Annotated in this window: 24 protein-coding genes and 1 riboswitch; of the genes, 19 read left to right on the top strand and 5 right to left on the bottom strand. The window is 60.3% G+C overall.

The window, feature by feature from the left end:
- Nucleotides 1–347: 347 nt before the first annotated feature.
- The 11 genes from PHU01S_RS10415 to PHU01S_RS10365 all read left to right on the top strand — a co-directional run bounded on the left by PHU01S_RS10415 (nucleotide 348) and on the right by PHU01S_RS10365 (nucleotide 12956).
- On the top strand, nucleotides 348–1505 hold the full coding sequence (locus PHU01S_RS10415) for a DUF3500 domain-containing protein (protein WP_127507510.1): 1158 nt from the start codon (nucleotides 348–350) through the stop codon (nucleotides 1503–1505).
- 121 nt (nucleotides 1506–1626) lie between these two features.
- Nucleotides 1627–2469, top strand: a complete 843-nt coding sequence (gene ypfJ, locus PHU01S_RS10410) for a KPN_02809 family neutral zinc metallopeptidase (protein ID WP_048745789.1) — start codon at nucleotides 1627–1629, stop codon at nucleotides 2467–2469.
- Between the two features lie 136 nt (nucleotides 2470–2605).
- Nucleotides 2606–3574 carry an AAA family ATPase gene (locus PHU01S_RS10405; RefSeq protein ID WP_174806352.1) on the top strand — a complete coding sequence of 323 codons (969 nt, stop codon included), beginning with the start codon at nucleotides 2606–2608 and terminating at the stop codon, nucleotides 3572–3574.
- On the top strand, nucleotides 3574–4677 hold the full coding sequence (locus PHU01S_RS10400) for a DUF58 domain-containing protein (RefSeq protein ID WP_049868522.1): 1104 nt from the start codon (nucleotides 3574–3576) through the stop codon (nucleotides 4675–4677). Before PHU01S_RS10405 ends, PHU01S_RS10400 begins: the two co-directional genes overlap by 1 nt.
- Nucleotides 4674–6182 carry a hypothetical protein gene (locus PHU01S_RS10395; protein WP_049868521.1) on the top strand — a complete coding sequence of 503 codons (1509 nt, stop codon included), beginning with the start codon at nucleotides 4674–4676 and terminating at the stop codon, nucleotides 6180–6182. The genes PHU01S_RS10400 and PHU01S_RS10395 overlap by 4 nt, the downstream gene beginning before the upstream one ends.
- A 76-nt stretch (nucleotides 6183–6258) precedes the next feature.
- Nucleotides 6259–7785: a phospholipase D family protein gene (locus PHU01S_RS10390; protein ID WP_084781540.1), complete on the top strand. Its 1527-nt coding sequence runs from the start codon at nucleotides 6259–6261 to the stop codon at nucleotides 7783–7785.
- A gap of 294 nt (nucleotides 7786–8079) precedes the next feature.
- Nucleotides 8080–8850 carry an HAD family hydrolase gene (locus tag PHU01S_RS10385; RefSeq protein WP_049868520.1) on the top strand — a complete coding sequence of 257 codons (771 nt, stop codon included), beginning with the start codon at nucleotides 8080–8082 and terminating at the stop codon, nucleotides 8848–8850.
- A 93-nt stretch (nucleotides 8851–8943) separates the two neighbouring features.
- Nucleotides 8944–10146: an MFS transporter gene (locus tag PHU01S_RS10380; RefSeq protein WP_127507506.1), complete on the top strand. Its 1203-nt coding sequence runs from the start codon at nucleotides 8944–8946 to the stop codon at nucleotides 10144–10146.
- Nucleotides 10147–10297: 151 nt separating this feature from the next.
- Entirely contained in the window at nucleotides 10298–11074 is a 777-nt protein-coding gene (locus tag PHU01S_RS10375) for a tyrosine-protein phosphatase (protein WP_049868518.1), read from the top strand.
- A 23-nt stretch (nucleotides 11075–11097) separates the two neighbouring features.
- Nucleotides 11098–11850, top strand: coding sequence for a GNAT family N-acetyltransferase (locus tag PHU01S_RS10370; RefSeq protein WP_069202613.1), 753 nt, complete (start codon nucleotides 11098–11100; stop codon nucleotides 11848–11850).
- A gap of 95 nt (nucleotides 11851–11945) precedes the next feature.
- On the top strand, nucleotides 11946–12956 hold the full coding sequence (locus tag PHU01S_RS10365) for a hypothetical protein (RefSeq protein WP_164763047.1): 1011 nt from the start codon (nucleotides 11946–11948) through the stop codon (nucleotides 12954–12956).
- An 81-nt stretch (nucleotides 12957–13037) separates the two neighbouring features.
- Here PHU01S_RS10365 and PHU01S_RS10360 read toward each other — a convergent pair whose 3' ends face one another.
- Entirely contained in the window at nucleotides 13038–13982 is a 945-nt protein-coding gene (locus PHU01S_RS10360) for an aldo/keto reductase family protein (RefSeq protein ID WP_048745776.1), read from the bottom strand.
- A gap of 154 nt (nucleotides 13983–14136) precedes the next feature.
- Here PHU01S_RS10360 and PHU01S_RS10355 point away from each other — a divergent pair, with 154 nt between their 5' ends.
- Entirely contained in the window at nucleotides 14137–14469 is a 333-nt protein-coding gene (locus PHU01S_RS10355; RefSeq protein WP_048745775.1) for a winged helix-turn-helix transcriptional regulator, read from the top strand.
- A gap of 95 nt (nucleotides 14470–14564) precedes the next feature.
- Here the strand turns inward: PHU01S_RS10355 and PHU01S_RS10350 are convergent, their stop codons facing one another.
- On the bottom strand, nucleotides 14565–15515 hold the full coding sequence (locus tag PHU01S_RS10350) for a cation diffusion facilitator family transporter (RefSeq protein ID WP_127507501.1): 951 nt from the start codon (nucleotides 15513–15515) through the stop codon (nucleotides 14565–14567).
- Between the two features lie 269 nt (nucleotides 15516–15784).
- On the opposite strand from PHU01S_RS10350, the gene rlmN reads away from it, so the two are divergent.
- The 4 genes from rlmN (at nucleotide 15785) to greA (ending at nucleotide 19259) form a co-directional block, all read left to right on the top strand.
- Nucleotides 15785–16876: a dual-specificity RNA methyltransferase RlmN gene (rlmN, locus tag PHU01S_RS10345; RefSeq protein WP_021878700.1), complete on the top strand. Its 1092-nt coding sequence runs from the start codon at nucleotides 15785–15787 to the stop codon at nucleotides 16874–16876.
- A 255-nt stretch (nucleotides 16877–17131) separates the two neighbouring features.
- Complete coding sequence (locus PHU01S_RS10340) at nucleotides 17132–17458, top strand: YnfA family protein (protein WP_048745773.1); 327 nt, start codon at nucleotides 17132–17134, stop codon at nucleotides 17456–17458.
- A 99-nt stretch (nucleotides 17459–17557) separates the two neighbouring features.
- Complete coding sequence (locus PHU01S_RS10335) at nucleotides 17558–18613, top strand: GNAT family N-acetyltransferase (RefSeq protein WP_164763046.1); 1056 nt, start codon at nucleotides 17558–17560, stop codon at nucleotides 18611–18613.
- Nucleotides 18614–18785: 172 nt separating this feature from the next.
- Nucleotides 18786–19259: a transcription elongation factor GreA gene (gene greA, locus PHU01S_RS10330; protein WP_048745770.1), complete on the top strand. Its 474-nt coding sequence runs from the start codon at nucleotides 18786–18788 to the stop codon at nucleotides 19257–19259.
- 128 nt (nucleotides 19260–19387) lie between these two features.
- Here the strand turns inward: greA and PHU01S_RS10325 are convergent, their stop codons facing one another.
- Together PHU01S_RS10325 and thrC are read right to left on the bottom strand one after the other, a co-directional pair.
- Nucleotides 19388–20002, bottom strand: a complete 615-nt coding sequence (locus PHU01S_RS10325) for an HD domain-containing protein (protein WP_049868511.1) — start codon at nucleotides 20000–20002, stop codon at nucleotides 19388–19390.
- A 195-nt stretch (nucleotides 20003–20197) separates the two neighbouring features.
- Nucleotides 20198–21586, bottom strand: a complete 1389-nt coding sequence (gene thrC, locus PHU01S_RS10320; protein WP_048745768.1) for a threonine synthase — start codon at nucleotides 21584–21586, stop codon at nucleotides 20198–20200.
- A 196-nt stretch (nucleotides 21587–21782) separates the two neighbouring features.
- Between thrC and PHU01S_RS10315 the strand changes: the two genes are divergently transcribed.
- Nucleotides 21783–22370: a DNA-3-methyladenine glycosylase gene (locus tag PHU01S_RS10315; protein WP_127507499.1), complete on the top strand. Its 588-nt coding sequence runs from the start codon at nucleotides 21783–21785 to the stop codon at nucleotides 22368–22370.
- 227 nt (nucleotides 22371–22597) lie between these two features.
- On the opposite strand, the gene PHU01S_RS26285 is transcribed toward PHU01S_RS10315, so the two are convergent.
- Nucleotides 22598–22735 (bottom strand): hypothetical protein, encoded by a 138-nt coding sequence (locus PHU01S_RS26285; RefSeq protein WP_218032439.1) that lies wholly within the window; start codon nucleotides 22733–22735, stop codon nucleotides 22598–22600.
- Nucleotides 22736–23742: 1007 nt separating this feature from the next.
- Between PHU01S_RS26285 and PHU01S_RS10310 the strand changes: the two genes are divergently transcribed.
- Both PHU01S_RS10310 and PHU01S_RS10305 read left to right on the top strand, forming a co-directional pair.
- Nucleotides 23743–25182: an FAD-binding oxidoreductase gene (locus tag PHU01S_RS10310; protein ID WP_127507497.1), complete on the top strand. Its 1440-nt coding sequence runs from the start codon at nucleotides 23743–23745 to the stop codon at nucleotides 25180–25182.
- On the top strand, nucleotides 25179–25748 hold the full coding sequence (locus PHU01S_RS10305) for an MFS transporter (RefSeq protein ID WP_049868506.1): 570 nt from the start codon (nucleotides 25179–25181) through the stop codon (nucleotides 25746–25748). The genes PHU01S_RS10310 and PHU01S_RS10305 overlap by 4 nt, the downstream gene beginning before the upstream one ends.
- Nucleotides 25749–25810: 62 nt before the next feature.
- Nucleotides 25811–25914: riboswitch (purine riboswitch) on the top strand.
- Nucleotides 25915–25965 lie beyond the last annotated feature (51 nt).

Below are 25965 nucleotides of genomic sequence, written 5' to 3'. Positions count from 1 at the left end.
TGCAGGGAATGCAGGGAATGCCAGGTCCTTACGGCCATGCCTATTTGTACAAATCCCCGGCTGTTCATCCTGAGGGGCATGAAGACTACATGGGCGCTGTTCCATCGGAGGAAGCTGATTTGTATCTGTATGGCGGGAACGGGCGTTTCGCTCCGGCAGCCGGCCGAGAGAACGGATAAGTCGTCTGCGGAAGGGCGGGCCGTCAGTCATCCCATTGACTGAGGGACCGCTCCTTTTTGCGTTCTTCCACAATAATGGAATGATCAGGCGGCCGAATGCGAATGCTAGGCATGACAGGCAGGCGCCGCACCCGTTATCTCATCTGGATAAAGGAGTCTTAACCGATCATGAACAAAAGCATAGCCGCAGCGGCGCTTCTGGCGCTGATGCTGGCTTGGCCGGGCAATTCCGCCGGCGCGGTGGGAGCAGCCGCATGGAACGCATCATATGAGGGCGGGGCCAATCCGGTCCAGAAGCAGGCTCCCGGCAAGAAGGGAAGCGGGGCGGATGTGTACACCGCCTTGCAGAAAGGCATCGCCCGCGAGGCGAAGGCCGCATGCTCCCGATTGCCCCATGACAGCCGGGTCGCATGTCTTGCCCGCGCGCTTGAGGATACCCTCCCAAGGCAGCAGCGCAAGGCGATCCGGTATCCGTTCACAGCAAAGCATGCGGTGAATTGGAGCTATCTCCCGCTCGAGGAGGCGCCGCGCAACGGCATTTCTCTGGGCTCGATGAGTCCTGCCAGCCTGGAAGCCTTCAAAGCGCTCGCTGCGGAAGCTCTTGGGCCGCATGGCTACCATACGATGAAAGCAATCCTATTGGCCGATCAGGCGGAGCAGGAGGCTTCAGGCAACCCGAAATGGGATTCCCGTCTATATCATGTGGCGTTTCTGGGAGATCCGAGCGAGTCGAACCCATGGATGCTGCAGATCAGCGGCCACCATCTGGCTGTCAACCGGACGTACCATACGCGAGAGCAAGGCTTGACCCCGATGTTCGTCGGCATCGAGCCGAGAATCTCTGCGGCGGGCGGCCGGACCTATGGACCGATGGAAGGCCGGCTCCAAGCCTCCTACGAGCTGTTCCGTTCTCTGAACCCCGATCAGCTGGCGGCGGCTCAGCTCGAGGAGAAGTTCGAGGATGTGCGTCTCGGACCGGGCAGGGATGCGAGGTTCCCCGAGCACGAGGGCCTTCCGTACTCCCATCTGGACGACAAGCAGAAGCGCAAGGTGAGAGAAGCCGTCACCGGCTGGGCGATCGACGCCCATCCTTCCGATATGCCGCAGCTGCTGGCGGACTACTTCGCGGAAGAAGCTCTGGATAGGACCTACATCGGCTGGTCGGGCTCGTTGGACGACAAGGAGCCGGGCTCCTACCTTCGAATCGAAGGCCCCCGCTTATGGATCGAATCCGTCGTGAAGAGGGAAGCTGCGATGCCCGGGCGCGGCCATGTCCATTCCGTCTGGCGCGACCGCAAAGCCGATTACGGCGGATGCTTTTTCTGACCTCCGGCGCCGGGCCGGCTCCATGAAAGCTCTTCCAGCGTCAAACCGCCTCCTGCGGGTATATCAAAGGTAAACCTTTCAACGGGAAATGACCTTTGGAGATAGACGAGGAGGAGTCGCCATGCGGTGGCAAGGCAGGCAGGGAAGCGGCAACGTGGAGGACCGGAGGGGAATGGGCGGCGGAGGCAAGCTGGTCGGCGGCGGAATCGGCGGAATCATCCTGATTCTGATCGTCACGCTTCTCGGCGGAAATCCCGGCGACCTGCTCGGAGGCATGACCGGCGGGCAGAGCTCCTCGGAGCCCTATGAGCAGACGCAGCAGGAGCAGGAGCTGTCCCAGTTCGTGTCAGTCGTGCTGGCGGACACCGAGACGGTCTGGACCGACGTGTTTGAGAAGCAGGGAATGACCTATGAAAAGCCGACGCTCGTCCTTTACAACGATTCGGTCCAATCCGCCTGCGGCAGCGCGTCCTCGGCGGTGGGGCCGTTCTATTGTCCGGGCGACCGCAAGCTGTACATCGACCTCAGCTTCTACGACGAGCTGAAGCAGAGGTTCAAGGCGCCGGGCGACTTCGCGATGGCTTACGTCATCGCCCACGAGGTCGGGCATCACGTGCAGACGCTGCTCGGCACGATGGACAAGATCGCTCCGCTGCGCGAAAAGCTCAGCGAGACGGAGTACAACAAGTACCAGGTCCGGCTGGAGCTGCAGGCGGACTATTATGCCGGCGTCTGGGCCCACTACGAGCAAGGAAACAATCTGCTCGAGGAAGGCGACGTCGACGAGGCCCTGACGGCAGCCAGCGCGGTCGGCGACGACAGCATCCAGCAGCAGTCGCAAGGGTATGTCGTGCCGGAGAGCTTCACGCACGGCACATCGGAGCAGCGCAAGCGCTGGTTCTACAAAGGCTTCGAATCGGGGACGATCAAGGGCGGGGATACGTTCAGCGTCCAGAACCCCTGATTTCCCCAGACAGGCGGACTCTTTCAGGAGTCCGCCTGTCTGTTTTTTCCAGATCCCATTTGCTAGAATAGAATCGTAGAGGCATGCGGCCTGCGAAGGCCCGCCTCAAGCGACGATATCGAGAGGAAGTGGCAATGTGCATCAAGTGCAGCAGCTGGCCGCCAGAGTGAAGGAGAACATCAACCGGGTAATGGTAGGGAAGGATCGAGAGATCGACCTGCTGCTGACCGCTTTGCTGGCATCGGGGCATGTGCTGCTCGAGGATGTGCCGGGAACGGGCAAGACGATGCTGGCCAAGAGCCTGGCCGCATCGCTCAGCCTCGACTTTCAGAGGATTCAGTTCACCCCCGACCTGCTCCCCTCCGACTTGACGGGGATCCACTACTACCATCAGAAGGACGGCGAATTCTATTTCCGCAAGGGTCCTTTGTTCACGCAGATCGTGCTTGCAGACGAGATCAACCGCGCCACGCCACGAACGCAGTCGAGCCTTCTGGAATGCATGGAGGAGCGGCAGATCAGCATTGAAGGAAAGACGATGGAGCTGCAGAAGCCGTTCATGGTGGTGGCGACCCAGAATCCCGTCGACAACCAGGGCACGTTCCCGCTGCCGGAAGCGCAGATGGACCGATTCATGATCCGGATGAATTTGGGGTATCCTTCCCGAGAGGAAGGAAGGGAAATCCTGCTGCGCACCGTCGGCGCCGTCTCTCCATGGGCGGAAGCGCTGAGGCCGGCCGCCTCGGCAGCAGAGGTGCTGGAGGCGCAGCGGCTGTGCGCCGGCGTATCGGTGCATGCGGACCTGCTCGATTACATGGTCGCCCTCGCGGAGGCGAGCCGCTCCAATCCGGAAGTCGCGCTCGGCATCAGCCCTCGCGGCACTCAGGCGTGGATGCGGGCTTCCCAAGCCTATGCGGCCATGCACGGCCGCAGCTATGTGCTGCCGGATGACATCAAACGGCTCGCTGTGCCGGCATGCGCCCATCGAATCGTCCTGAAGAGGCGCCATTCGACGGAGGCCCGGCCGGCGGAAGCGCTTGTTCGGGAGCTGCTGGACGCGATGCCCGTACCGAGCGAAGAAGGCCTTGGGGCCGAGGCTCGCTGATGGAGCTGCTGCTCCTGCTTGCCGTCTGCGGAGCTCTCGTCTACGCTCAGGGACTGGTGCTCGGCAAAGGATCCCTGCGCGGGGTGAAGGTGTCCCGCCGCTTCAGCGAGGAAGCCTGCTACGCGGGCGATCGGCTGGAAATTGTCGAGACGATCGAGAATGCCAAGGGGCTTCCCGTCCCCTGGCTGCGCCTGGAGACGATGCTTCCCGCCTCCATCGTCTTCCGCGGCCGCGGCGATACGTCCGTCAGCCGCGGCAGGATCTATCAGAACCATACGAGCCTGTTCACGCTGCAGCCGCGTGTCAAGATCGTCCGCACTCATCAGACGACCTGCGTCAGCAGAGGCGTATTTGTCATGGAGACGGCGTCTCTGACTGGCGGAGACCTGTTCTCTATCCATACGCCGTCGATTACCCTGTCGCTTCCGCATAAGCTCACCGTATACCCGGCTCCGATGGAAGAGAGCGTCATGCCCGACTCCTGGCGAAGCTGGCAGGGAGAGCTCGAGGTGAGGCGCTGGATCGTCGAGGACCCGTTCGTCGTCAGCGGCACGCGGGCGTACTTGCCCGGAGACGCGTTCAACCGCATCGACTGGAAGGCATCGGCCCGCTCGCTGGAGCTGCAGGTGCGCCGGCATGGGCATACGGCCGATCCCCGCGCCATGATCCTGTTGAATATCGAGGAATCCGAAATGATGTGGGACCGGGTGACAAGGCCGGGCGACATGGAGACGACGATCAGCTGCGCGGCTTCTCTGGCTGCCGGAATGCTGGGCCGCGGCCTGTCGGCCGGATTCGCCCATAACGCAGTGGTCAGCCGGTATTCGGACGATACCGGGAGAGTGGAGTTCGGCAGCGGCAGCGGGAAGCTCGACGAGACGCTAGCTTCCATGGCCGCGATAGAGCCGAGAATTCGGATGCCGTTTTATGAGCTTCTCCGACGGGAAGCGGAGCTGGAGCTGTCGGACGGGATGGATTATCTGCTCGTGACGGCGTTCCGGTCGGACCGGATAATGGAGGCGGCGGCGCTGCTGGAGCAGTCCGGCCACCGCGTTGCTTTCGTGGAGCCGCCTGTCCGCACGAAGGGAGGGAGACGGTCATGAGAAGAGATCGTTCCGCCGGTCCAGGCACCCGTTCTGTACCTGACGCGCCTTCTTCCCCGAAGGGAGAAGCCGTCCGCCCCGATTACGAGGCCGGAGGCGGAGGGGAGCATGCCGACCTGCAAGCTCCGCATTCCGGCCTGGAGCCCCAGACCGGCCAAGCGCCAAGGCCGTCCGGCCGTCAGCCTCAAGCGGTTCCGTCCATGCTGGTCTTTTCGCTGCTTGAATGTCTGGCGCTGTATCCGGTCCTGCTGCTGGGAGCCGTCTTCCCCACGTTCCGGGCTGCGGAACTGCCGACATTCCTGCCGCCGCTGCTGCTCGGCCTCATCGTGCTGGCGCTCCATGCGGCGGCTGCGATCGCCGGGAGCCGCGTATCCCTTGGGCCTGCCGGGCGGCTGGCCAAGGCATTCCTGGCTCTGGCCGGCGCCGGCGCAGGAGCCTGGATCGGCCTGCGGCTGTTCCCCGGGTCATCCGAGACCGCAGAAGCCATCCGCGCTTGCGTATGGGGATTTGCCGCCGGAGCCGCCGCCGTCAGAGGGCTCATTGCAGGAAGGCGATCGCTGTGGAACCAGGCTGCGCCGATGCTCGTCCAGGTGGGGATGCTGGCATCTTTCGTCCTCTATATCGTCGTTCTGACGAATGCCTACCTGAAGCCGTACGCCTTCTCCGTTCAGGTCTCCTTTACGCTCGCTCTGTGCCTGTATCTGCTTCGCCTGAACCGCCTGCAGATTCAAAATGCCGCTGGCAAGGACGGGGCCGGCTGGCGGGGCACACCCGCGATGCGGTATTGGAACCGGCTGCTGACGGGATCCCTCGTCGCGCTCATGCTTGTAATCGGCGCCTGGCAAGGGCTTGCCGATTCCTTGCGCCATCTCCGCGACGCGATGCTGGCGGCGCTGAGGCGTCCCCCCGCAGAGCAGGGGCTGCCCCCGCTTGAGCCGCAACAACCGCCTGCAGGCGAAGCGGGGCCCATGCAGCTGCCGGAGGCCAAGGAGCCGAACGAATGGATCGTGCTGATCGGCAATATCCTGATCGTCATCGTGCTTTTGATCGCCGCCGTTCTGCTGGCTTACTTCCTGTACCTCCTCCTGCGGCGCATCCTTCCGGAGCGGATCCGACAGCTGGCGGAGGCGCTGTTCCGCAGGCTCAAGCTGCTGAGGTCGCTCAAGCCGCCGTCCGGCTCGGATTACACGGACGAGGTCATCAAGCTGGAGCGGGTGCCCCGGAAGCGCAAGAAACGCTCCGCTGGCCGCAAGGCGCAGGAGGAGCCGCAGGGCGACGGCGGCGATCCGCGGATGCGGTACCGCTCCTTCATCCGCGGCGCGATAGCCCAAGGCTACGAATATCGGCCCAGCCTGACTCCGGAAGAGCATGCCGCGAATCTGTCCGCGGCGGAAGAGCCGTTCACCTCCCTGACGCCGGAAGAGGCCGGCAAGCTCGCGCAGACATACGGGGAAGCCAGGTACGGGAAGGCGGAGGACCGGGCTCGGGGCCGCGGCGGCTCTTAGGAGCCGAGAAGCCTGTTTCAAAAAGCAGCCAAGGGCGGTACACAAGGGGAGACCCCTGTTAGGAGAGAAACCATCCATGAAACGAGCTTCGATCCCATCGCATTCCGACTCTCCTGGCCGGAGCCAAGGCCGGTCCGGCCGGCATTCGAGGCCTTTTTACCGCAGGCCCTGGCTGCTGGCCGTCCTTGCCCTGCTGATTCTGTACGGCGTCGTTGTCGTTTATCAGACCCATAAGCCGCTTCCTCCCGGAGTATCCTTCGAGGGAACGGTCCATTACGTTCCGGACGGCAGCCTGGAGCTGCTCACCGACCTTACGCATCGGGACGCCAGCGGCGGGCAGCAGGTGGAGCAGCAGATTTTCGAGCGCATGTTCCAGGCGATCGGCAACGCAAGGCAGTTCATCGTTCTCGATATGTTCCTGTACAACGGTTATGCCAACAAGGGACAGTCCTACCCGCCGCTCAGCCGCAAGATGACGGACAAGCTGATACAGCAGAAGAAGCGGTACCCCGAGCTTGCGGCGGTCGTCATTACCGACGATGTCAACACCTCCTACGGCTCCCATGACGATCCGGAGCTGGAGCTACTGAAGCGCGCGGGCATCCAGGTGTCGATTACGAACGTCAACCCGCTGCGGGATTCCAATCCGCTCTACACCGCCGCCTGGAGGATGACGGCAGGCTGGTTCGGGCAGCACGGCAAGGGCTGGCTTCCGAACAAGATGGCGAGCGAGGCGCCGGACATGACGCTGCGCTCCTACTTGAAGCTCGTCAACGCCAAGGCCAACCACCGCAAGGTGCTCATTACGGAGAAAGAGCTCGTTCTTGCAAGCGCCAACGCCCATGATTCCAGCTTCTATAATTCCAACAGCGGGTATGCCGTAAGCGGAAGCAGCGGGCTGATCGGAGAAGCGCTGCGCACCGAGCAGGCGGCTCTCGATCTGTCCAGGGCAGGCATCCGGCTGCCTGATGCTCCTCCGCCCGCGGCAGCCGAATCGGCCGCGCAAGGAACGGTCGGCGTGCAGCTGCTGACCGAGGGCAAGATCCGCAAGCATGTGCTTGCCGATCTGAAGGAGGCCGGCGCCGGCGACACCGTCTGGATGGGCATGTTCTATCTGGCCGACCGCAGCGTCGTGCGGGCTCTCCTCGATGCGTCCGGGCGGGGCGCCGAAATCCGGCTGATCCTGGACCCCAACGAAGTCGCCTTCGGCAACAGCAAGATCGGCATCCCGAACCGTCCCGTGGCGCAGGAGCTTGCTAACAAGTCGGACGGGAACATCCAGATCCGCTGGTACAACACGGACAAGGAGCAGTATCATGTCAAGGCGATGCTCATCGCAGGTCCGGAAGGCTCGGTCATCCACAACGGCTCCGCCAACTTCACGGCCCGCAACCTCGACGATCTGAACCTGGAATCGAATCTGAGAATAACGGCCCCTTCCGGAAGCCGTGCGGCGATGGAGGCGGAGGCATATTTTCAGCGGCTCTGGTCCAATGAGGATGCGCCGTATACGGCCGAATATGGCCAGTACGAGAATGACACGGTCTGGATCAAGCGCGTGCTTTACCGAGTGCAGGATTTGCTTGGCTTTACGACATTTTGACAAATCAAGCCGCATTCGGCCCTAAGGGGCCGGGGCGGTTTTTTGCCGCTTGCGGCGAAGCGTCCTGGATTGCCATGAACAGCAGCGGATGGCATGGGCCGCACAGACGACGCTTGAGGAGGTTGTCTCTGAAAGTAGGGGGCATTGCGGCCTAATAGCCAGAGACAAGCGCGGAAAGCCGCCTTGCCGGCCTTCCGCATGGCTATGCAAGTGCTATGCCGATCCTATATAGTGGAAAAAAAAGAGCGCTCCGCACAACGGACGGGAAGCGCGACAAGGGAGAGGACAAGCCATATGCCGCAAATTCTCGCAGCAGGCCGCATATTCGAAGCGGAAGCCATTTTGTTCGACAAGGACGGAACGCTCCTTGATTTCGTCCATACCTGGGGAGCTTGGGCGCGCCATATGAAGCAGCATTTCAGCGACAAGCTCGAGGAGCGGGGGCTTGAGCCTCTCTCTCTGGAAGAACTGGGCAACGAGTGGGGAATCTCGTTCTCGAAGGACGGCAAAGCCGAGAGCTACGACCGCAGCGGCCCCCTGTCGATGGGAACGCTGCATGAGCTGCTGGCGCTGCTGAGCGCATGCGGCTACCGGCGCGGCCTGTCCTGGGCCGATGCCCGGGTGGCGGTGCACGAGAGCTGGCAGCATGCCGATCGGGAGCTCGACCGGGAGCGTGCCGCTCTAGCCCTGCCAGGCGTAACGGAGCTGCTCGATGCCTGCCGCGCTGCAGGCATCCCGATGGCTGTCGTGACGGCGGACGAAACGATCGCGGCGGTCAAGCATCTTTCCTGGCTCGGCCTCGACGGACACTTCGGCGAAATCATCGGCACCGACCTTGTCGAACGCGGCAAGCCCTATCCCGACATGGCGGAGCTCGCCTGCCGCCGGATGGGACTGGACATCTCCAAGGTCGTCATCATCGGCGACTCCAACGGGGATATGCTCATGGCCAAGGCGGCCGGAGCGGCGGCTGCGATCGGACTGGCTGCGGGCGAGGCGGCCCTTCAGCTGCCGGATGCCGACGTCGTCGCGGCCTCCTGCGAGGATATTCGGCTGCTGCCATAGTGCCGAAGCTGTCACATTTTCCTTATTGTGGAACATGGAATCCGTGATAGATTGAAGAAAACGGTTTCTTTTCCACGAGGAGGATAGACAGCCTTGAAATCCTGGAAGCATGCAGCCCTTCTCGTCGGCGGGTTGGGGTTTTCGCATCTCGGCAACTGGATTTATTTCGTCGCCATCAACATCGCCCTGCTGGAGCTGACGGACGGCTCCGCTGCCGCTATGGCGGGACTGTTCGTCATCCGGCCGATCGCGCTTCTGCTGACCAATTTCTGGTCGGGCAGCATCGTCGACCGCACCGATGTGCGCAAGCTCATGGTTTTGACCGACGTCGTGCGCGGCACGCTCATGCTTTTTATTCCGTTCGCCTCCTCGGTATGGCTCATCTTCGGGCTCCTTTTCCTCATCAGCCTGGCCGGCTCGTTCTTCGGCCCAAGCCAGTCGGTCTACATCACGAAGCTCATCCCGGCGGAAGACCGCCAGCGGTTCAACTCCATTCTCGGCATGAGCAGCTCGGGCGCCTTCCTGCTCGGGCCTGCCCTATCGGGGCTGCTCATCTACCGTTTCGGCACGGACTTCAGCATCTATTTCAACGCCGCCACCTTCTTCGTCTGCGCCTTGATGATCTCCCTGCTGCCCGCGGTTCCCCGGCTTGAAGGGACGGCCCGGGAGCCCGTCACGCTGCGCATGCTTCGAGCCGATTGGGGCGCCGTGCGCAGCTTCGTCCTGACCGCGCCGTCCTTCCTGGCCATCTATCTGCTGTTCCAAAGCGCCGTCATCATCGGCTACTCGATCGACTCCCAAGAATTGACGTATATCAAGCAGCATCTCAAGCTCTCCACGGAGCAATACGGGTTCATCGTCAGCGTGACGGGCATCGGAGCGCTGGCGGGCTCCTTTACGGCAGCCCTGCTCGCAAAGCGGATCTCCTGGCGCTGGTATCTCGGTCCGGCGACGCTTCTGACGTGCATCTTTTACTTTCTTTTCTATTTGTCGCATACGTTCTTCCTGGCTGCAGCAGCCTTTGTCCTGCTCGGGTTTTTCATGTCCTATGCCGGAGCCGGCTACGCCACCTGGTTTCAGAAGCAGGTTCCTGCCGACAAGATAGGCCGTGTAGCCAGCCTTGCCGACGCCGCGCAAGGTGCGCTTCAGATCGGCCTCACTCTTGCGGTCGGAGGGCTTGCGGATGGACTCGGTCTTCAAGCGGTCTGTCTCATCTTCTCTGCCGCAGCTATCGTGCTCGGCTTGTTCTTGAGCATCAAGGTGCTGGGTCAAAATCCGTCTAAACCGATTGCGTAATACTTAGAGTTACTTTGTATGACTTGGCCAAGCCAATCGGGCTTGTGGCGGCCGATGCCGCAACCAGGCGGCTTTTGCAGGATGAGACCCTGGCAGCCGCCAGCTTTTCGACTTGCGTTTTCCAGAGCGGATGAATAGGGGAGTGAAATCCATGAAGAAACAGCTGGAGGCCCGCTTGAACATGAGAGAGCTCGGCGGGTTCATATCGGCGGATGGAAGGCAGGTGAAGGAAGGCGTTCTGTTCCGTTCGGGCGAGCTGCACGGCTTGACGGCGGCGGAGGCCGCTTATGTGGAATCGCTCGGCTTGGCGGCCGTCTGCGATCTGCGCACCGAGGAGAAGAGCTCTTCCAAGCCTAATCCGGAGCTGAAGGGTGTGCGGCTCGTCTCGCTGCCCGTCATCGGGGGAGAATTCAGCCTGAGCGAGATGCCCCGTTTATTGCAGCAGTGGAAGGATGAAGGCGGCAAGGGCAATCCGATCCTGGAAATTTACCGCAGGTTCGTGACCGACAGCCAAGCTCTGGCGGCTTATCGCGGGCTGATGCAGGTGCTGCTGCAAGCGGAGGGACGTCCCGTTCTGTGGAACTGCACGCTCGGCAAGGATCGAACCGGCTTCGCCGCGGCGGTCGTGCTGCTGGCGCTTGGCGTACCGGAGGCTGCGATTGCGGCGGACTATATGCGTACCGGGGAAAACCGCCGGGAAGCCAACGAAGCCATTCTTCGCCAAGCCTCCGCTTTTTTGAACGACGAGTCTCATCTGGAGCTGGTGCGTACGGTTCTGGCCGTGAGAGAGGAATATATTCAGGCCGCATTCGACGAAATCCGCCGCGTCCACGGGACGGCGGAAGCCTATCTGAGGGATGGAATCGGCTTGACGGAGCCGCAGCTGAAGCAGCTGAGGGATCGGTATCTGGAGCCGGCCGCGTGTTGATCCCGACCGCCAAGGCCTGCGCCATGGATGAGATCGGTGCTCTGATGGACGAATATTTGAAGAGCTTGGCGGCGCCGTTCGATTCCTTCCTGGAGGAGCACATTACGGAATCCGTCTTCTATTCGTTCCGATCCGGTACCGAATGGGCCGGCTATTATGCCATCCATGGCGAAGCGCTGCTGACGCAATTTCACATCCGCCCTCCTTGGCTGAAGCACTCTCAGGAGCTGTTCGGACAAGTGATGGAGGTTCATTCGATCCATTCGCTGCTGCTCCCGACCTGCGACGAGCTGTTCCTCAGTCTGGCGCTCGACAGGGGCTTCCCCATCCGGAAGCAGGCCTATATGTTTCAGGAAGGCATCCCGTGGCACGCCGTTCCGGCGCCGGCTTCATCGGAAGCTCATTTCCGTCCGGCCGAGCTCGGGGATGCGGAGAAGATCGGGAGCGTGTGCGGCGAGTTTCTGGACCAGTACGAGCAGCGGATCGCCAGCGGCGAGCTGTTCGTCCTTTTCAGGGGAGACCTGCTGCTCGGAATCGGGGTGCTGGAGAAGTCGAGGCTGTTCGAAGGGACAGCGAGCATCGGGATGTTCGTGAACGAATCGTGCCGCAATCAGGGCGCTGGACGGAGCCTCATCCTGCGGCTGAGGCAATGGTGCGCGGAGCGCGGCCTTACGCCGGTCTGCGGCTGCGGGTACGGCAACGAGGCTTCCAAGCGGACCTTGGAGAGCGCGGGCATGGTAACGAAGACGAGGCTGCTGAGAATCGCCTTGGGTTGAAAAGCGAAGCCTCTGAGAAAAGCGGGAACCTGGAAACATGTTGAAGACGAAGCCCGTCGGGAAAGAAAGACGATGGAGAACGGGGGGCGGCGGGGATGATTCAAGTCTCGAACAAACGACGACTCGGCAGATCAAGCGGGGCCGCAGCCGCGAGGGCTCCGCTCTTCCGGCTAAGCTTGGCGCTGCTGCTCCTGCTGGCGCTCGTTTTGTCGGGATGCTCCGACCAGGCCAACAGCGGACCTCCTGTACCCGAGGGGAAGAACGAGATCAGCGGATACGTCGTCAAGCGGGACAAGAACCGATTCCTGCTTACCTCCTACAGCTCCGGCCAAGGCCGGGGAACCGAGGCCCTATGGATTCGGTTCAAGGGAGATGTTCCTTTGGGCGGCCGTGTAGCGGTGGAACTGGAAGGGGATATTCGGACGAGCTATCCGGGCATGGGACAAGCCAAGTCGGCAAGGCTGCTGGATAGCTCTGCCACGGCCGGATCCGCCAGGCCGGAGAGCAGCGCCGTCGCGGAGGCTCTTGCCCGGCATGCCGGCCTTCGGGTGCCCGTCATCAAGGAAACCCGGCTTGACCAAGCCTCCGGACAGTGGGCGGTCATTCTGTTCGATGACGATGCTTCTCCTCGCCGGGAGCGGACGGCAAGGGTCAAGGGCTTGGACTGGGGCTTCAGCAGCCGGAAAGACAGCACACTGTTCACCGGTTACGTCGTTCGGAAGGTCGGGGGCCGCTATCTCCTCACCGCCTATAACGGAGCGCCGTCAAGCGGCAGGGCGGAAGCCTTGCTCATCCATACGGGCAAAAGTCTGAGGCCGGGCCAATTGGTGGAGGCTTTCGTGAGCGGAGGAATCGATGAATCTTATCCGGCTCAGGGCAAGGCAGAGGACGTCCAGGCCATTGAAACGGACCGGCCGTCCGGGGCTTTCCTGCTTCCCGAGCAGGCTGTGGCGCGAGCGTTGGAGCGCCGCCTGGACCCGCCTCTGTCTGTTCCCGCAGTCAAGGATATCCGTTATGAGGCGGGAACGAAGAGCTGGACGATCCTGCTGATGGATGCTATGGCGGAGGACGATGGGGAGAGTACGATCGAGGTCGCGGATCAATAGGCGGCGAGGCGGCAACTAAAAAAGAGTCCGAGCGGTCTGGATACCCAGATGCCCGGACTCTTTTGATCGAATGGGAAGCCGTTACTTTCCTTCGAGAATGGTTTCGATCTTGTCGACGATTTCCTGCGTCAGCTTGACGCCGGAAGCCTTGGCGTTCTCGACGACCTGCTCCGGACGGCTCGCGCCGACGAGGGCGCTGGCTACGTTCGGCTGGCGCAAAATCCAGGCGAGCGCCAGCTGGCCGACGGTCAGGTCCAGGTCGGAAGCAATCGCGCCGAGCTCTTGGACTTTGGCGATCTTCTCTTCCGTAATGCCGTTTTTCATCCACTCGAGCTTGGCGGCGCGGCTGTCGGCCGGGATGTTGTCCACGGAAGTGTACTTGCCCGTCAACAGGCCTTGGGCGAGCGGCGAGAAGACGACTTGTCCCACTCCGCTGCGCTCGCTGTACGGAATGATCTCCGGCTCGATGTAGCGGTTGAACATGTTGTACTGCGGCTGGTTGACGACGATGCGGTCCAGCAGGTAGCGGTCGGCGATGGCATGCGCTTCCGCGATCTGGGAGGCGGTCCACTCGCTGACTCCGACGTACAGCACCTTGCCTGCGCGGACGAGATCGTCCAGCGTGCGCAGCGTTTCATAGAGAGGCGTCTCCGGATCGTGGCGGTGGCAGTACATGATGTCCACGTAATCGACGTCGAGGCGCTTCAGGCTCGCATGGAACTGATCCGTCAGATGCTTGCGCGAGAGGCCCCGGTCGTTGGGCAGATCGCCCATCGGCCAGAATGCCTTCGTCGCGAGCAGGTAGGAGTGGCGGGGGAACGCTTTGATCGTTTCGCCGACGAGCGTTTCGGCCGCTCCTCTTTCGTACACGTTGGCCGTATCAAAAAAGTTGATTCCCAAATCGTAAGCGGCATGAATGGCCTTCACCGCGTTCTCGCGCTCCACGTAGCCGCCGTAGGTCAGCCAGCTGCCGAGGCTGATCTCGCTCACCTTGGCGCCGGTGCTTCCGAGCCTGCGATAATCCATAGAGAATACCTCCTATAATCAAATGCTTGCCCTGACACGGCTAATTGTACGCACGTTTCTATCTCAGGGAAAGTAGTGAAAATATCCTCACTTTATTATATGAAGGATATCTACTATACTGAGGTTTACTAGCTTTCAAAAAGGAGATTTTTCCATGGCAAGCAGCAACTACATTCCCAAAAACCCCGACACGATCGATTGCAACATCGAAAAAACGCTGGATGTCATCGGCGGCAAATGGGCCTTCCTCGTCCTGCGGGAGCTGTTCTGCGGCACCCGCCGCTTCGGCGAGCTGCAGCGCCTGATTCCGGCCGTCAGCCCCCGGGCGCTTACGAGCACCCTTCGCCATATGGAGGAGAAGGGCGTGCTGGAACGCAAGGTCTATCCGACCGTGCCTGTCACGGTAGAATATACGCTCACCCCCAAGGGCGAGGATCTGCATCAGATTATCAAGGAAATGAAGCTGTGGGCGGCCAGATGGACATGAAAAAACGCCCGGACAAGGGCGCTTAATTGAAGGTGTTATTCAATAATCCTAAGTAATGCCTATCTGGCATGTGTGCAACTCGACTCGCGCTGGGCTCAAACTCGGCTTTCAGCCAGCGTACGGCGGCTTTTCAAAAATTCCCGTCCGTATTCCCCGTGCGGATTGATGCCGGCATGCTCGATCTGAATTGTCGAGTGGGAGATGCCGTACTTCTCTTTCAACGTCTCGTTGATATTGAGGATGATGCAGAAAGGCTGAATGTTCTCATTGGCGAAGACATGCGCCGTAAGCGAATAATGCTCGGTCGAAACGGCCCATAGATGCATCTCATGCACATCCTCGACGCCTTCGACCTCACGGATCGAGGCGCGGATCGCCTCCAGATCGAATTCGCGGGGCACGGACTCCATCAGCACGAGATAGGCTTCGCGCGTAATGCGGGCGCCGCCGATGAAGATGATGCCTCCGATGACGAGACTGATGAGAGGATCGAACCAGACTCTGCCGGTCAGCAGGATGAGCAGCGCCGAGACGATGACGCCGACCGAGCTCAGCAGATCGCCGAAGAAATGCCAGAGGGCGCTCTTCACGTTCAGATTGTCCTCTTCCTTCATGCTGCGGCTGAGGACGATCGTCAGCACGAGGTTGACGACGAGGCCGATGGCAGCGATGGCGAGCATCAGGCCGTACTGGATCGGCTCCGGATGAAGGAAGCGGCGGATGCCCTCGATGAAGATGCCGAGCGAGATGACGCCGAGCGCGAGCCCGTTGAGGAAGGATGCGATGATCTCGAAGCGCAGGTAGCCGAACGTGAACCTTGCATCGGGCTGCCGGGAGGCCATGTAGATGGCCGTCATGCTGAGCCCCAGGGCGATGACGTCGGAGATCATATGGGCGGAGTCGGACAGCAGGGCGAGCGAGTTCGACAGGAGGCCGCCGACGATCTCGACGATCGTGAAGAACAAGGTCAGAAGCAGCGTGATCCATAACGTCTTCTTGGACCGGGATTGCTCCTTGACGTGCTGGAGATGATGAAAATCAGCCAAACGGATCCCGACCTTTCATTTAAATTATATTTATTATTATATTACTCCGATTATTAGATGGTTACAATTCTTTTAATTGAGACTCGTTTTCAGCGCAATGACGATGATTATCAGCTTCATAGCGGACTTTTCCGGCGAAAGGATGCAGGTCGTCGGGCCCTGCGTGCCCGCGTGCATGGCCAGGCCTGTCCCGGCTTGAAATATCGGGCGGCTTATGGGACGATAAAGCGAGCCTGGATGCTGAAAAGAAGAAAGAGGTTTGAATATAGATGAACACGCTGTACGGACTTACCCAGGAGCAGCTGGAAGCTTGGCTCGGGGAACGCGGACACCGCAAATTTCATGCGATGCAGGTATGGGAAAGCCTCTACCGCAGACGCGTCCGGACATTCGGCGAAATGGCCGAAGCCGGAGTGAAAAAGGAATGCGTTCAGCTGCTGGAGGACAACTGGCGGCTCGGCACGCTTGAGGAGCATACGCGCCAGGAGTCGGTGGACGGCACGGTCAAGTTCCTGTTCCGTCTGCAGGACGGCAATCTGATCGAGACGGTGCTCATGAAGCACAAGTTCGGCTTGTCGGTATGCGTCACGACCCAGGTCGGCTGCAACATCGGCTGCAGCTTCTGCGCGAGCGGCCTGCTCGCCAAGAGCCGCGACCTCACTGCCGGCGAGATCGCGGAGCAGATCATGCGGGTGCAGCTGTATCTGGACGAAGCCGGCCTGGACCAGCGGGTCAGCCATATCGTCGTGATGGGCATCGGCGAGCCGTTCGACAATTACACCCATCTCATGAATTTCCTCGCGATCGTGCAGCATCCGAAGGGACTGGCGATCGGTCCGCGGCATATCACCGTCTCGACGAGCGGCCTTTCCGCCAAAATCCGCGACTTCGCCGACAGCGGCGTGCAGGCCAATCTGGCCGTGTCGCTGCATGCGCCGAACAACGAGCTGCGTACGCGGATCATGAAGATCAACAAGGCGATTCCGATCGAGAAGCTGCTGGAGAGCATCGATTATTATCTCGACCGGACGCGCCGCCGCATCACGATCGAGTATATCCTTCTCAAGGATGTCAACGATCTGCGGGAGCATGCGCAGGAGCTGTCGGATCTGATGTCCTCGCGGCCGCAGCTGATGAAGCTGGCCAACGTGAATCTGATCCCGTACAATCCGGTCGACGAGCACAGCCAGTACCAGCGCAGCACGCCGGAGGCGATCGACGGCTTCTACGACACGCTCAAGAAGAACGGCGTCAGCTGCAGCGTGCGGCTGGAGCATGGCGCGGACATTGATGCGGCCTGCGGCCAGCTGCGAAGCAAGCAGCTGCGTTCGGACGGCGGCAAGAGCGAGGCGGCGGTCTGAGCCGTCCCAGCCATTCCAAGACACCGGCAGTCCGCTTAGGCGGGCTGCTTTTTTTCGCTTGTGCGCACCCCCAGGCTGAGAAGCCGGGGCGGGAGCCTGTCCGCCATTTGCAGGGACAGGAACGGCAGGATTCCAGCATCCCGGCATCGGATCGGTACGCCGCTCTGCGGCTGGACAATCGGTTTTCCCGTGTATACGATAAGCGGAGACAAAAGCATGGAGCCGGGAGGCTTGCACGGAAGGATGTGAATAAGTATGGGAAAAGCGCTGCTGCTGTTCTTTCTGGCGGGACTTGCCGAGATTGGCGGAGGTTATATGGTTTGGCTGTGGCTGCGGGAGTCCAAGCCGCTCTGGTTCGGAATCGCAGGTGGCATCCTCCTCGTCTCCTACGGAGTCATCCCGGCGCTGCAGGGCTTTCCATCCTTCGGCAGAGTGTTTGCCGCATACGGCGGCGTGTTCATCGCGATGGCGGTTCTTTGGGGATGGCTCGTCGACCGCAAGCCGCCGGATCTGTACGACTGGCTTGGCGCGGCGGTATGCCTGGCGGGGGTATCGATCATGCTGTGGGCTCCGCGCGGTTAAAGGCGGATATAGCGGTCTTTTACCTTTACCTGGAAATGGGTGGACTCCATAATGAATCTCATGAACAGCGGGAAACCGCGCTATAAGGGGGATTCGAACATGGAGTTCAACATACGTCCGCTGGTCTTGCCGGATGACTACGAGGGCATTGCCGCTGTATGGAATGAGGAGCTGGCTGAGCCGACGACGGCGGAGAGCCTGGAGGAAGCCGACAGCAAGCTGTATGAGCACGGACATCTGTATGTGAATGAGGATGGCCTGCTGGAAGGGTATGACCGCTTCCGGAGAGCGGCGGTCGATGAAGACGGCCGCATTGTCGGCTATTTGTGGACCTGGCGCGCTCCGTGGACAGAGGCGGGCGGATTGTACCACACCTTGGTCGTATCCAAGGCATTCAGAGGCCGCGGCGTTGGCCAAGCCTTGCTTGCGGAGGCGGCCGCTTGGGCGTCATCCATCGGGGCCGGCCAGATCTATACCGAAGTATGGGACGACGATCTGCGCTCGCTTCGGTTCGCCGAGCAGTCCGGATTCGGGATCGAGCGCCGTTCCTGGCAATCGGTGCTCGAGCTCAAGCAAGCGGAGGAGGCGGCGTTCCACGCGGATCTCTCCGTCATCGAGCGTCTCGAGAGCGAGGGCATCCGCTTCGTTTCGTTGGCGGCTATGCCGGAGGAGGAAAGAGAGCAGCTGCTTTACGAGCTGGAGTCTCCCACCTTCAAGGATATCCCGGGGTTTCTGGGGACGCCTCCGGGCTTCGGGGATTGGCAGAAATGGTATTTGCGCGGGGACGGCTATGCGCCGGAACGGGTTATTCTTGCGCTGGACGGCGACCGGTATGTGGGCGCTTGCAGCCTGCGTTACTTTGAGGAGACGCGCGGGATGTACCATGAATATACTTGCGTGCATCGGGACTACCGGGGCCGCGGCATCGCCATTGCGCTGAAACTTCTTTCCATTCGGCTCGCTCAGCGGACCGGGGCTCTCTATCTGCGCACGGACAACGACTCTCTGAACGAGCCGATGCTGGCTGTGAACCGGAAGCTCGGCTACCGCTCGCTGCGTGGGAAATACCGGATCAAGGGCGACGTCGGCGGCATCGCCGCAGCGAACGGGAAGCTCGATTCCGCTGATCGGGATGCGGAGATATCGAAGCTGTGATCTTCCCATGAAACAAGTCCAAGCCCGGTCCTATGCTCGGAGTTGGACTTGTTTTTTCCTTCTCGTCCTCCCCCTCCGAGAGGAGTGGAAATGGCCAACCGGGCTCGCGGAGCATTCGCGAGGCCTTTTTGTGCTACACTAGAGGGAGCAGGACTTGAAGGAGAGATCAGGAATGGACAATAACGAAATCATCTTGACGGCTGAAGGTCTGGCCAAGCTCGAAGCGGAGCTGGAGGACCTCAAAGGACCGCGTCGCAGGGAACTCGCCCAGCGCATCAAGACGGCGATCAGCTACGGCGATCTCAAAGAGAACAGCGAATACCACTCGGCCAAGGACGACCAGGCTTTCATGGAGACGAGAATTCTTCAGATCCAGGCGATGCTGAAGAAAGCTCGCGTAGCGACCACGACGGATACTTCCTCGATCAACGTGGGTTCGGTCGCTGTCCTTCATGACCGGGAATTCGACGAGAACGTGGAATACCGGATCGTATCTCCTGCCGAAGCCGATGTGCTGGAGAACCGGATTTCCTACGAAAGTCCGCTCGGCAAGAACTTGCTCCGCAAGCGGGTAGGCGACGTGGTGGAAGTGGACGCGCCCATGGGCAAGATCAGCTATGAGGTGCTTGAGATCAAGACGATATAAACGAAGGTCTGACAGCCGAATGGCATGCGGCAAGCGCATGGCAGGCCGGCAATCAGAAGCAGTCCGCGCCTCGACAGCAGGCGGCGGGCTTTTTTTATTGCCCGGGCAATGGCTGTAGCGGGGGCTGCTTATGCAAGCGCGGCGGATAATTCCAGGTAGGAATCCCGCAGCCACGGATGGACTACCCGCAGCCTGTCCCGCTGGTTCCACATGTACGTTAGATAGGCGAGCGCGGCATGCGCCACCGACCGCTCCAGCGCCGGCAGCAGGAGATCCAGATAGGGAGGCTCTCCCGTCTGGTCCCACTTGATTTTATCCGCGACAAACAAGGCCTGGTCCAAGGGCGTGGAACCCGCCCGAAGCGTCGTATGGCAGCCTGCGGCATCCAGGACGGCCGTATCGCGGATGCGGAACAGGTCATGTCCCATTTGCCTGGAAAGCTTCTGGTGGACAATCATCGGGAAGGCCTTTTCTTCAGGCAGCACGTCGAGGCCCAGCCTGCTCGCTGTCTCTATGCGGATGTCGTTGGGATAGACGGCGCTGATATCATGCAGCCAGCCGGCCTGCTCCGCCTGGGCGGGACTGCATCCGGCGGCTTCGGCCAATCGGCGGGCTTCCGCTCCTACGGCCAGGCAGTGCTCGGCGGTATCCTCACGGCCGCTGCGGACAAGGAATTCATAGATATCCTTTCGGAGATCGCCGCTGAGCGGAACCGGCTTCAGAAATGAATAAGCTTCATTCATGAGAGAATCCTCCTTGGACCGCCAATCAGCGGGAAATAGTTCTCGAAGGGCATCATAGTTCGAACAAATGGAAGGAAGCAGCGCCTGAATGCCTCCTGGCTTCAAACAGGGCGTGCCGATGCCCTCTGAACGGTGAGGCGGCGTCATGCACGCAGCAAAAAGACCGGCGCCATGAGGCTCCGGTCTTGAATGGATTCAGAAGAACTCAGCCAGCTTCTCCGCGATCGCCTCGTTCGTGGCAGGGGAAAGCTGCTGATGCTGCGGCAGGTCGAACAGCTTGGCGATCTGCGGCGGGAACGGCTGCTCGATGCCGACGAGCCGGATCGACTCGTCGAATTTGGCCGGGTGGGCCGTGGACAGCGCCACCGTCGCCTCGCCGGGAGCGGCCAGACGGTCTGCGGCCGCTACGCCGCATGCAGTATGAGGATCAAGCAGGTAGTCCGTATCGCGATAATAGCTGGCGATCGTATCCAGGCATTCCTGATTGCTTACCGCGTAAGCGGCAAAGTCCGCCTGGACCGCGGCCAGCTTCTCCGCCGGGATGCTCAGGCTTCCTTCTTCCTTGAACCGGGCCATCAGGCGCGAGATGGAAGCCGCATCCTGGCCGTAGAGATAGAACAGGTAGCGCTCGAAGTTGCTTGCGACCTGGATGTCCATCGAAGGGCTGTACGTGCCGCGGAACTCTCCGGGCTGATAGACGCCTTCGGCGACGAAGCGGGCGAGAATGTTGTTCTCGTTGGTCGCGAGAATCAGCTTGTTTACCGGCAAGCCCATCCTCTTGGCCAGGTATCCGGCGAAGATGTCGCCGAAGTTGCCTGTCGGCACGCTGAAGCTGACCGGAGCGGTCTCGCCGCGGCGGGCAAGCTGCAGGTAGGCGTAGAAGTAATAGACCGTCTGCGCCAGAATGCGCGCGATATTAATGGAGTTGATGGCGCGGAGATGGTAGCGGTGCTTGAACTCTACGTCGGCGAACAGCTCCTTGATGATGCGCTGGCCGTCGTCGAAGGTGCCGTCGATCGCGAGATTGAGCACGTTGGCGTCGTCGACGGTCGTCATCTGCAGCTCTTGAACCTTGCTGACCTTGCCGTGAGGGTGGAGGATGCAGATGCGGATGCCTTCCTTGCCGCGGACGCCTTCGATGGCGGAAGCGCCGGTGTCGCCGGAGGTCGCGCCGAGAATATGGATCGTCGAGCCTGTGCGGCGGGCTACGTAGCTGTACAGGTTGCCCAGGAATTGCAGAGCGACGTCCTTGAAGGCGAAGGTAGGGCCATGGAACAGCTCCAGCACGTCGAGGCCGCCGCGGAGGCTGCGGACCGGCGTGACGGACTCGTCCCGGAACGTCGAGTAGCTGTCGTCGACAAGCGCGCGCAGCTCATCTCTTGGGATTTCGTCTCCAATGTACAGGGTGAACAGCTCCAGGGCGAGCTCCTGATAGCTCAGCTCCTGCCACTGCTTCAGCGTCTCCGCCGACACCTGCGGAATCTCTGCGGGCACCAGCAGGCCGCCGTCGTCCGCCAGTCCCATCAGAATAGCGTCGATGAAGCCGACTCCGGTTACCTTGCCTCTCGTACTGATATATTCCATGCCAAGTCCCCTCGTCCGGTTTGAATTTTCCGTTATTGTATCAGAAATTCGCCCGCTCACCTACCCCGTAATTGCAATTTTCCGCCAGATTGAGGCCGTTGGAGCTGTCTTTGAAGGAAGATGATGAGCGGCTGGGGCGCCGAGAGGCAGTCCTTGGATGCTATAATCTATCCGAGGAAACAAGGAGGCGCAGAGCATGATTTGGCAGCCGGTAAGCAGGGAGTTTTTCAACCAGCCGACGCTGGAGCTGGCGCAGGCATTGATCGGGATGCTGCTCGTCAAGGAAACGCCGGAAGGCGCGGCGGCGGGATGGATTGTGGAGACGGAGGCGTATCGCGGTCCGGACGACCGCGCGGCGCACAGCTTCGGCGGCCGCAGGACCAAGCGGACGGAGGTCATGTTCGGCGAGCCCGGACATGCCTATGCGCATGTGATGCATACGCATTGCCTCCTCAACGTCGTCAGCGCGGAGCCTGGCAGCCCGGAGGGCGTGCTGATTCGCGCGGTGGAGCCTTGCGAAGGGTTCGAGCTTATGATCGAGCGGCGGGGCGCGGACAAGAAACGGCGTGATCTGACGAGCGGTCCCGGCAAACTCACCAAGGCGCTCGGCATCACGATGGCGGATTATGGACACCCGATGTATGCCAGGCCGCTATATATCGCAGCTGGAAGGAAGCCAGGCGTCATCTCGTCGGGTCCCCGTATCGGCATCGACAACAGCGGCGAGGCCCGCGGCTATCCGTGGCGATTCTGGGAGAGCGGAAATCCGTTCGTCAGCAGGTAGCCGCTAAGGATGTGTTGTCCTCTACAAACGGGTTCAGCTCACGGAGGGGTGAACCTAGGTTCTAATGCTTTTACGTATGCGCCTCGTCTCTGCCGGCCTTAGGGCCGACCGGAGACGAGGTTTTTGTACAGAAAAAAGGTGGTTTACAATCCGAGCGTCATCCGCTGAATAAGGCAGGACGGCCAGGGGAGGCGCTGACAAGCATGAGAAGATTTCGAATCAGGCGGTCAACCCAATCTCCGCCCGAGGTTTTCGGTCCGTCTGAGCAGAGCGGCCAGGCGCTCCGGAGAAGAACCCTTCATGCCGCCGATTCGGGTCGTATGGACAGGGGCGATTCCGCAGAAGTCCAACGTTCCTTTTTTCATGGCATGGATGCCGGAATCCCTTCGTATGGTTCGGTAATACCATGCTAGAGCGTCTATCGTGACGATTTATTCGACCGGACCGTCCCTTGAGAAGCTTCTCCCAGCCGGAGGAGCCCTCCTTGAAGCGGTAGGCATATCCGGGCACAGTCCGGATGGGTGGAAGGGCGCCGCCAGATGAAGCTATGCCAGTCGAAGAAATTTGATTTCGTGAAGGCGGAAAGGATGTCCGTCTAAGGCATGAATTTGGCGGTACGCGTCGGTTGATGGCGAGCAAGTGTTTGGATGAGCGAAGATAGCAAAATGCGGTAATGGAGCGATGTCACGGTCGGGCTAAAGTGGAAAGCAGTCGGTCCGAACCAAGTTGAAAGCGGGCAGGTGCGAACAAAGTTGAAGGCGTGTATGTCCGAATCAAATTGATAGCGGGTATGTCTTAATCAAGTTGAAAGCAGTCGGTCCGAACCAAGTTGAAAGCGGGCAGGTTGGGATGCAGCTGGAGGCAGTCAGCCTGATTCAAGCTGGATGCAATCGACCTTGACGGAGCAGGAAAGCAGGAGGTTGGAGTTGAAATACAAGCAATCGGTCTGAATCCGATTGGGAAGCAATGGATGGATTCAAAAAGCAGGAAGTCGGTTGTACCAAGCGGAGGCCCGAGTTGTCCATTCACATTTGTTCTAGGTCGGCATCGAAAGGCATGAACAGGGATGACGGAGCTTTTTATCGGACATAGGATCCGCTATTTTAGGATAAACCGCATGGATGATCTGTTTATCGGACATACGATCCCTTATTTGTCTCAGTGCTATCGACATGAGGGGATTTGTTCACAAATAGCGGATCCTATGTCCGATAGATGGTCCAAAAGAGCCCCTTGCTCGAAATAGCGGATCGTATGTCCGATAGATGGTCCAAAAGAGCCCATTGATTGAAATAGCGGATCCTATGTCCGATAGATGGTTGAAAGAGGCCGATCGATGCAAGATTCCTAAACCCGGAAGGAGAGCGCAAGCATGACCGCAAGAGCCCGCTTGTTCACAGCCGTCGCGGTCATCCTCTACGCCGGGGCGTTCGCTCTTTCCCTGACGGTCCGCTCGGCCATGCCCCGGGGCGAGGAAGCGACCGACGTCGGCCGCATCGTGAGCGCCAAGGTCGACAAGACCGTTGCGGTCCGCACGACGGAGGACGTCGCAGCCGCTATCCGCGAAGCGCGCCGTGAAGGGCGGAAGGTGAGTGTCGCCGGGACGCGCCACAGCATGGGCGGCCAGACCTTTTATGAAGGGGCGGTCGTGCTGGACATGAGACGGTATGATGACATTCTCGACCTCGATACGGCGGCGAAGAAGATTACCGTCCAAAGCGGAGCCACGTGGGAGAAGGTTCAGGAAGTCATCAATCCCCATCATCTGTCCATCCGCGTGATGCAGTCCCAGAACATCTTCACCGTTGGCGGGTCACTGGGTACGAACATCCATGGAAGAGATCCCTCCGAAGGCTCGCTGATCGAGACGGTGGACTCTTTCCGGCTGATGACGGAGGAAGGCAAAATCATGACCGCCAGCCGCAGCGAGAACGCCGATCTGTTCCGGGCAGCCATCGGTGGTTACGGCCTGCTCGGCGTCATCCTCGATGCCACGCTCCGGCTGACGGACGATGTCGTCTACACGCAGCATACGTCGCTGCTGGACTACAAGGAGTTCCCGGACCGTCTGCGGGCATCGGTCGAATCCGGCTCTACAGGCCTTGTCATCGCCCGGATTTCCACCGCTCCATCCGGTTTCCTCCGCGAAATGTACATGACCGAATACATGGACAGCTCCATTCCGCTGGCCGATGCCGACACGAGGCTGAATGGCGAGCGGGCCGTGGAGCTGACCCGGTTCGTGTACGGTCTGCAGCGCAAGTACGGCTGGGGCAAAAATATGAGCTGGAGCCTGCAGGAGCGGCTGTTCCGCTCCAATGAAGGCAAGCCGATCACCCGCAATAACGCCATGCGTCCGGAGAGCGGGTTCCTGGAATACCGCGATGCGCAGAAAAGCGATCTGCTGCAGGAGTATTTCGTGCCGCTGGACCGTTATCCGGAATTCGTCGACGGGCTGCGGACGCTTCTGCGCGAGGAGCCGATCAACCTCGTCAACATCACGGTCCGCTACATGCCCCGCAGCGACGAGTCGCTGCTGGCCTATTCCCGGCAGGACAGCGCGGCGCTGGTGCTGCTCATCAACGAGAAGCGTTCTCCGGCAAGACTCGAGCGGCTGAAAGGCGTGACGCAGAAAATGATCGGGCTTGCCGAACAAGCCGGCGGCACCTATTATTTGACCTATCAGCCCTTCGCTTCGAAGGAGCAGTTCCGCGCGGCCTATCCGGCAGCGGACGGATTCAAGGCAGCGAAGCTTGCTTACGATAAGGAGTCCTTGTTCATGAACGAATGGTACGCGGAGTATTTGCGATGAAAGCCGTCGCGATGCGGTATGTGATGCTTTCACAGAACGTCATGACGCTCGGTTCGGGCATCGTGTTTCCTTTCTATCTGATCAGCATCAAGGAAATAGGCGGCGACTTTACCCAATACGGCATCGCCTACGGCTTGTTCACGATCTGCTCGGCTTATCTGAACGGTTATTTCGGCCGGTCCTCCGACCGGTTCGGCCGCAAGCCATTCCTCCTGCTCGGCTCCTGGGGAATGGCGGCTCTCTTCCTGCTGTTCCCGCTCGTCACCAGCATTTGGCAGGTCTATGCGCTGCAGGTGGCGATGGGGGTGTTCGGAGCGATGCAGCGGACATGCGAAAAAGCCCTGCTCGCGGATCTAACGGAGGAAGGACGGCGCGGGGAGCAGATCGGACGCTACCATATGGGCTTGTCGCTGTTCTCGGGGCTGGCGGTCATCGCCGGGGGATTCCTCGTCGATTATTTCACGCTGGATCTCATCTTCTACTTCGGCTCCGTCCTATTGTTCGCCAGCGGTCTTGTGCTCATGCGGGTGCAGGAGAAGTCAGGCCGGGCGGGAATGGAGACATGACGGATCTTGTCAGATTTTACTCTTGCCAGCATTCGTGTAACCGTGTAGGATAACAAAATAACAACGAACGCAATTTCATAACTCGTATAATCATGGGGATATGGCCCATAAGTTTCTACCGGATGACCAATGCAATCGTCCGACTATGAGTGAGAACGCCTTTTTTGGTTCCGTCTGCGCGCAGCTTGGCGCCGGACGAGCATGAGGCGTATCAATG

It is taken from the genome of Paenibacillus humicus NBRC 102415 (genome assembly GCF_004000905.1).
GTDB lineage: Bacteria > Bacillota > Bacilli > Paenibacillales > Paenibacillaceae > Paenibacillus_O > Paenibacillus_O humicus.
This window is presented reverse-complemented; position numbering and strand designations above follow the sequence as displayed.

Bases quoted from the DNA above. Each gene is read 5' to 3' on its own strand.
- PHU01S_RS10340 (WP_048745773.1), top strand. From the start codon at position 17,132: ATGGGAAAAGCGCTGCTGCTGTTCTTTCTGGCGGGACTTGCCGAGATT.
- PHU01S_RS10355 (WP_048745775.1), top strand. From the start codon at position 14,137: ATGGCAAGCAGCAACTACATTCCCAAAAACCCCGACACGATCGATTGC.
- PHU01S_RS26285 (WP_218032439.1), bottom strand. From the start codon at position 22,735: ATGAAAAAAGGAACGTTGGACTTCTGCGGAATCGCCCCTGTCCATACG.
- thrC (WP_048745768.1), bottom strand. From the start codon at position 21,586: ATGGAATATATCAGTACGAGAGGCAAGGTAACCGGAGTCGGCTTCATC.
- rlmN (WP_021878700.1), top strand. From the start codon at position 15,785: ATGAACACGCTGTACGGACTTACCCAGGAGCAGCTGGAAGCTTGGCTC.
- PHU01S_RS10310 (WP_127507497.1), top strand. From the start codon at position 23,743: ATGACCGCAAGAGCCCGCTTGTTCACAGCCGTCGCGGTCATCCTCTAC.
- PHU01S_RS10365 (WP_164763047.1), top strand. From the start codon at position 11,946: ATGATTCAAGTCTCGAACAAACGACGACTCGGCAGATCAAGCGGGGCC.
- PHU01S_RS10400 (WP_049868522.1), top strand. From the start codon at position 3,574: ATGGAGCTGCTGCTCCTGCTTGCCGTCTGCGGAGCTCTCGTCTACGCT.
- PHU01S_RS10315 (WP_127507499.1), top strand. From the start codon at position 21,783: ATGATTTGGCAGCCGGTAAGCAGGGAGTTTTTCAACCAGCCGACGCTG.
- PHU01S_RS10375 (WP_049868518.1), top strand. From the start codon at position 10,298: ATGAAGAAACAGCTGGAGGCCCGCTTGAACATGAGAGAGCTCGGCGGG.
- PHU01S_RS10370 (WP_069202613.1), top strand. From the start codon at position 11,098: ATGGATGAGATCGGTGCTCTGATGGACGAATATTTGAAGAGCTTGGCG.
- PHU01S_RS10385 (WP_049868520.1), top strand. From the start codon at position 8,080: ATGCCGCAAATTCTCGCAGCAGGCCGCATATTCGAAGCGGAAGCCATT.
- PHU01S_RS10390 (WP_084781540.1), top strand. From the start codon at position 6,259: ATGAAACGAGCTTCGATCCCATCGCATTCCGACTCTCCTGGCCGGAGC.
- PHU01S_RS10360 (WP_048745776.1), bottom strand. From the start codon at position 13,982: ATGGATTATCGCAGGCTCGGAAGCACCGGCGCCAAGGTGAGCGAGATC.
- PHU01S_RS10305 (WP_049868506.1), top strand. From the start codon at position 25,179: ATGAAAGCCGTCGCGATGCGGTATGTGATGCTTTCACAGAACGTCATG.
- ypfJ (WP_048745789.1), top strand. From the start codon at position 1,627: ATGCGGTGGCAAGGCAGGCAGGGAAGCGGCAACGTGGAGGACCGGAGG.
- PHU01S_RS10395 (WP_049868521.1), top strand. From the start codon at position 4,674: ATGAGAAGAGATCGTTCCGCCGGTCCAGGCACCCGTTCTGTACCTGAC.
- PHU01S_RS10325 (WP_049868511.1), bottom strand. From the start codon at position 20,002: ATGAATGAAGCTTATTCATTTCTGAAGCCGGTTCCGCTCAGCGGCGAT.
- PHU01S_RS10335 (WP_164763046.1), top strand. From the start codon at position 17,558: ATGGAGTTCAACATACGTCCGCTGGTCTTGCCGGATGACTACGAGGGC.
- PHU01S_RS10415 (WP_127507510.1), top strand. From the start codon at position 348: ATGAACAAAAGCATAGCCGCAGCGGCGCTTCTGGCGCTGATGCTGGCT.
- greA (WP_048745770.1), top strand. From the start codon at position 18,786: ATGGACAATAACGAAATCATCTTGACGGCTGAAGGTCTGGCCAAGCTC.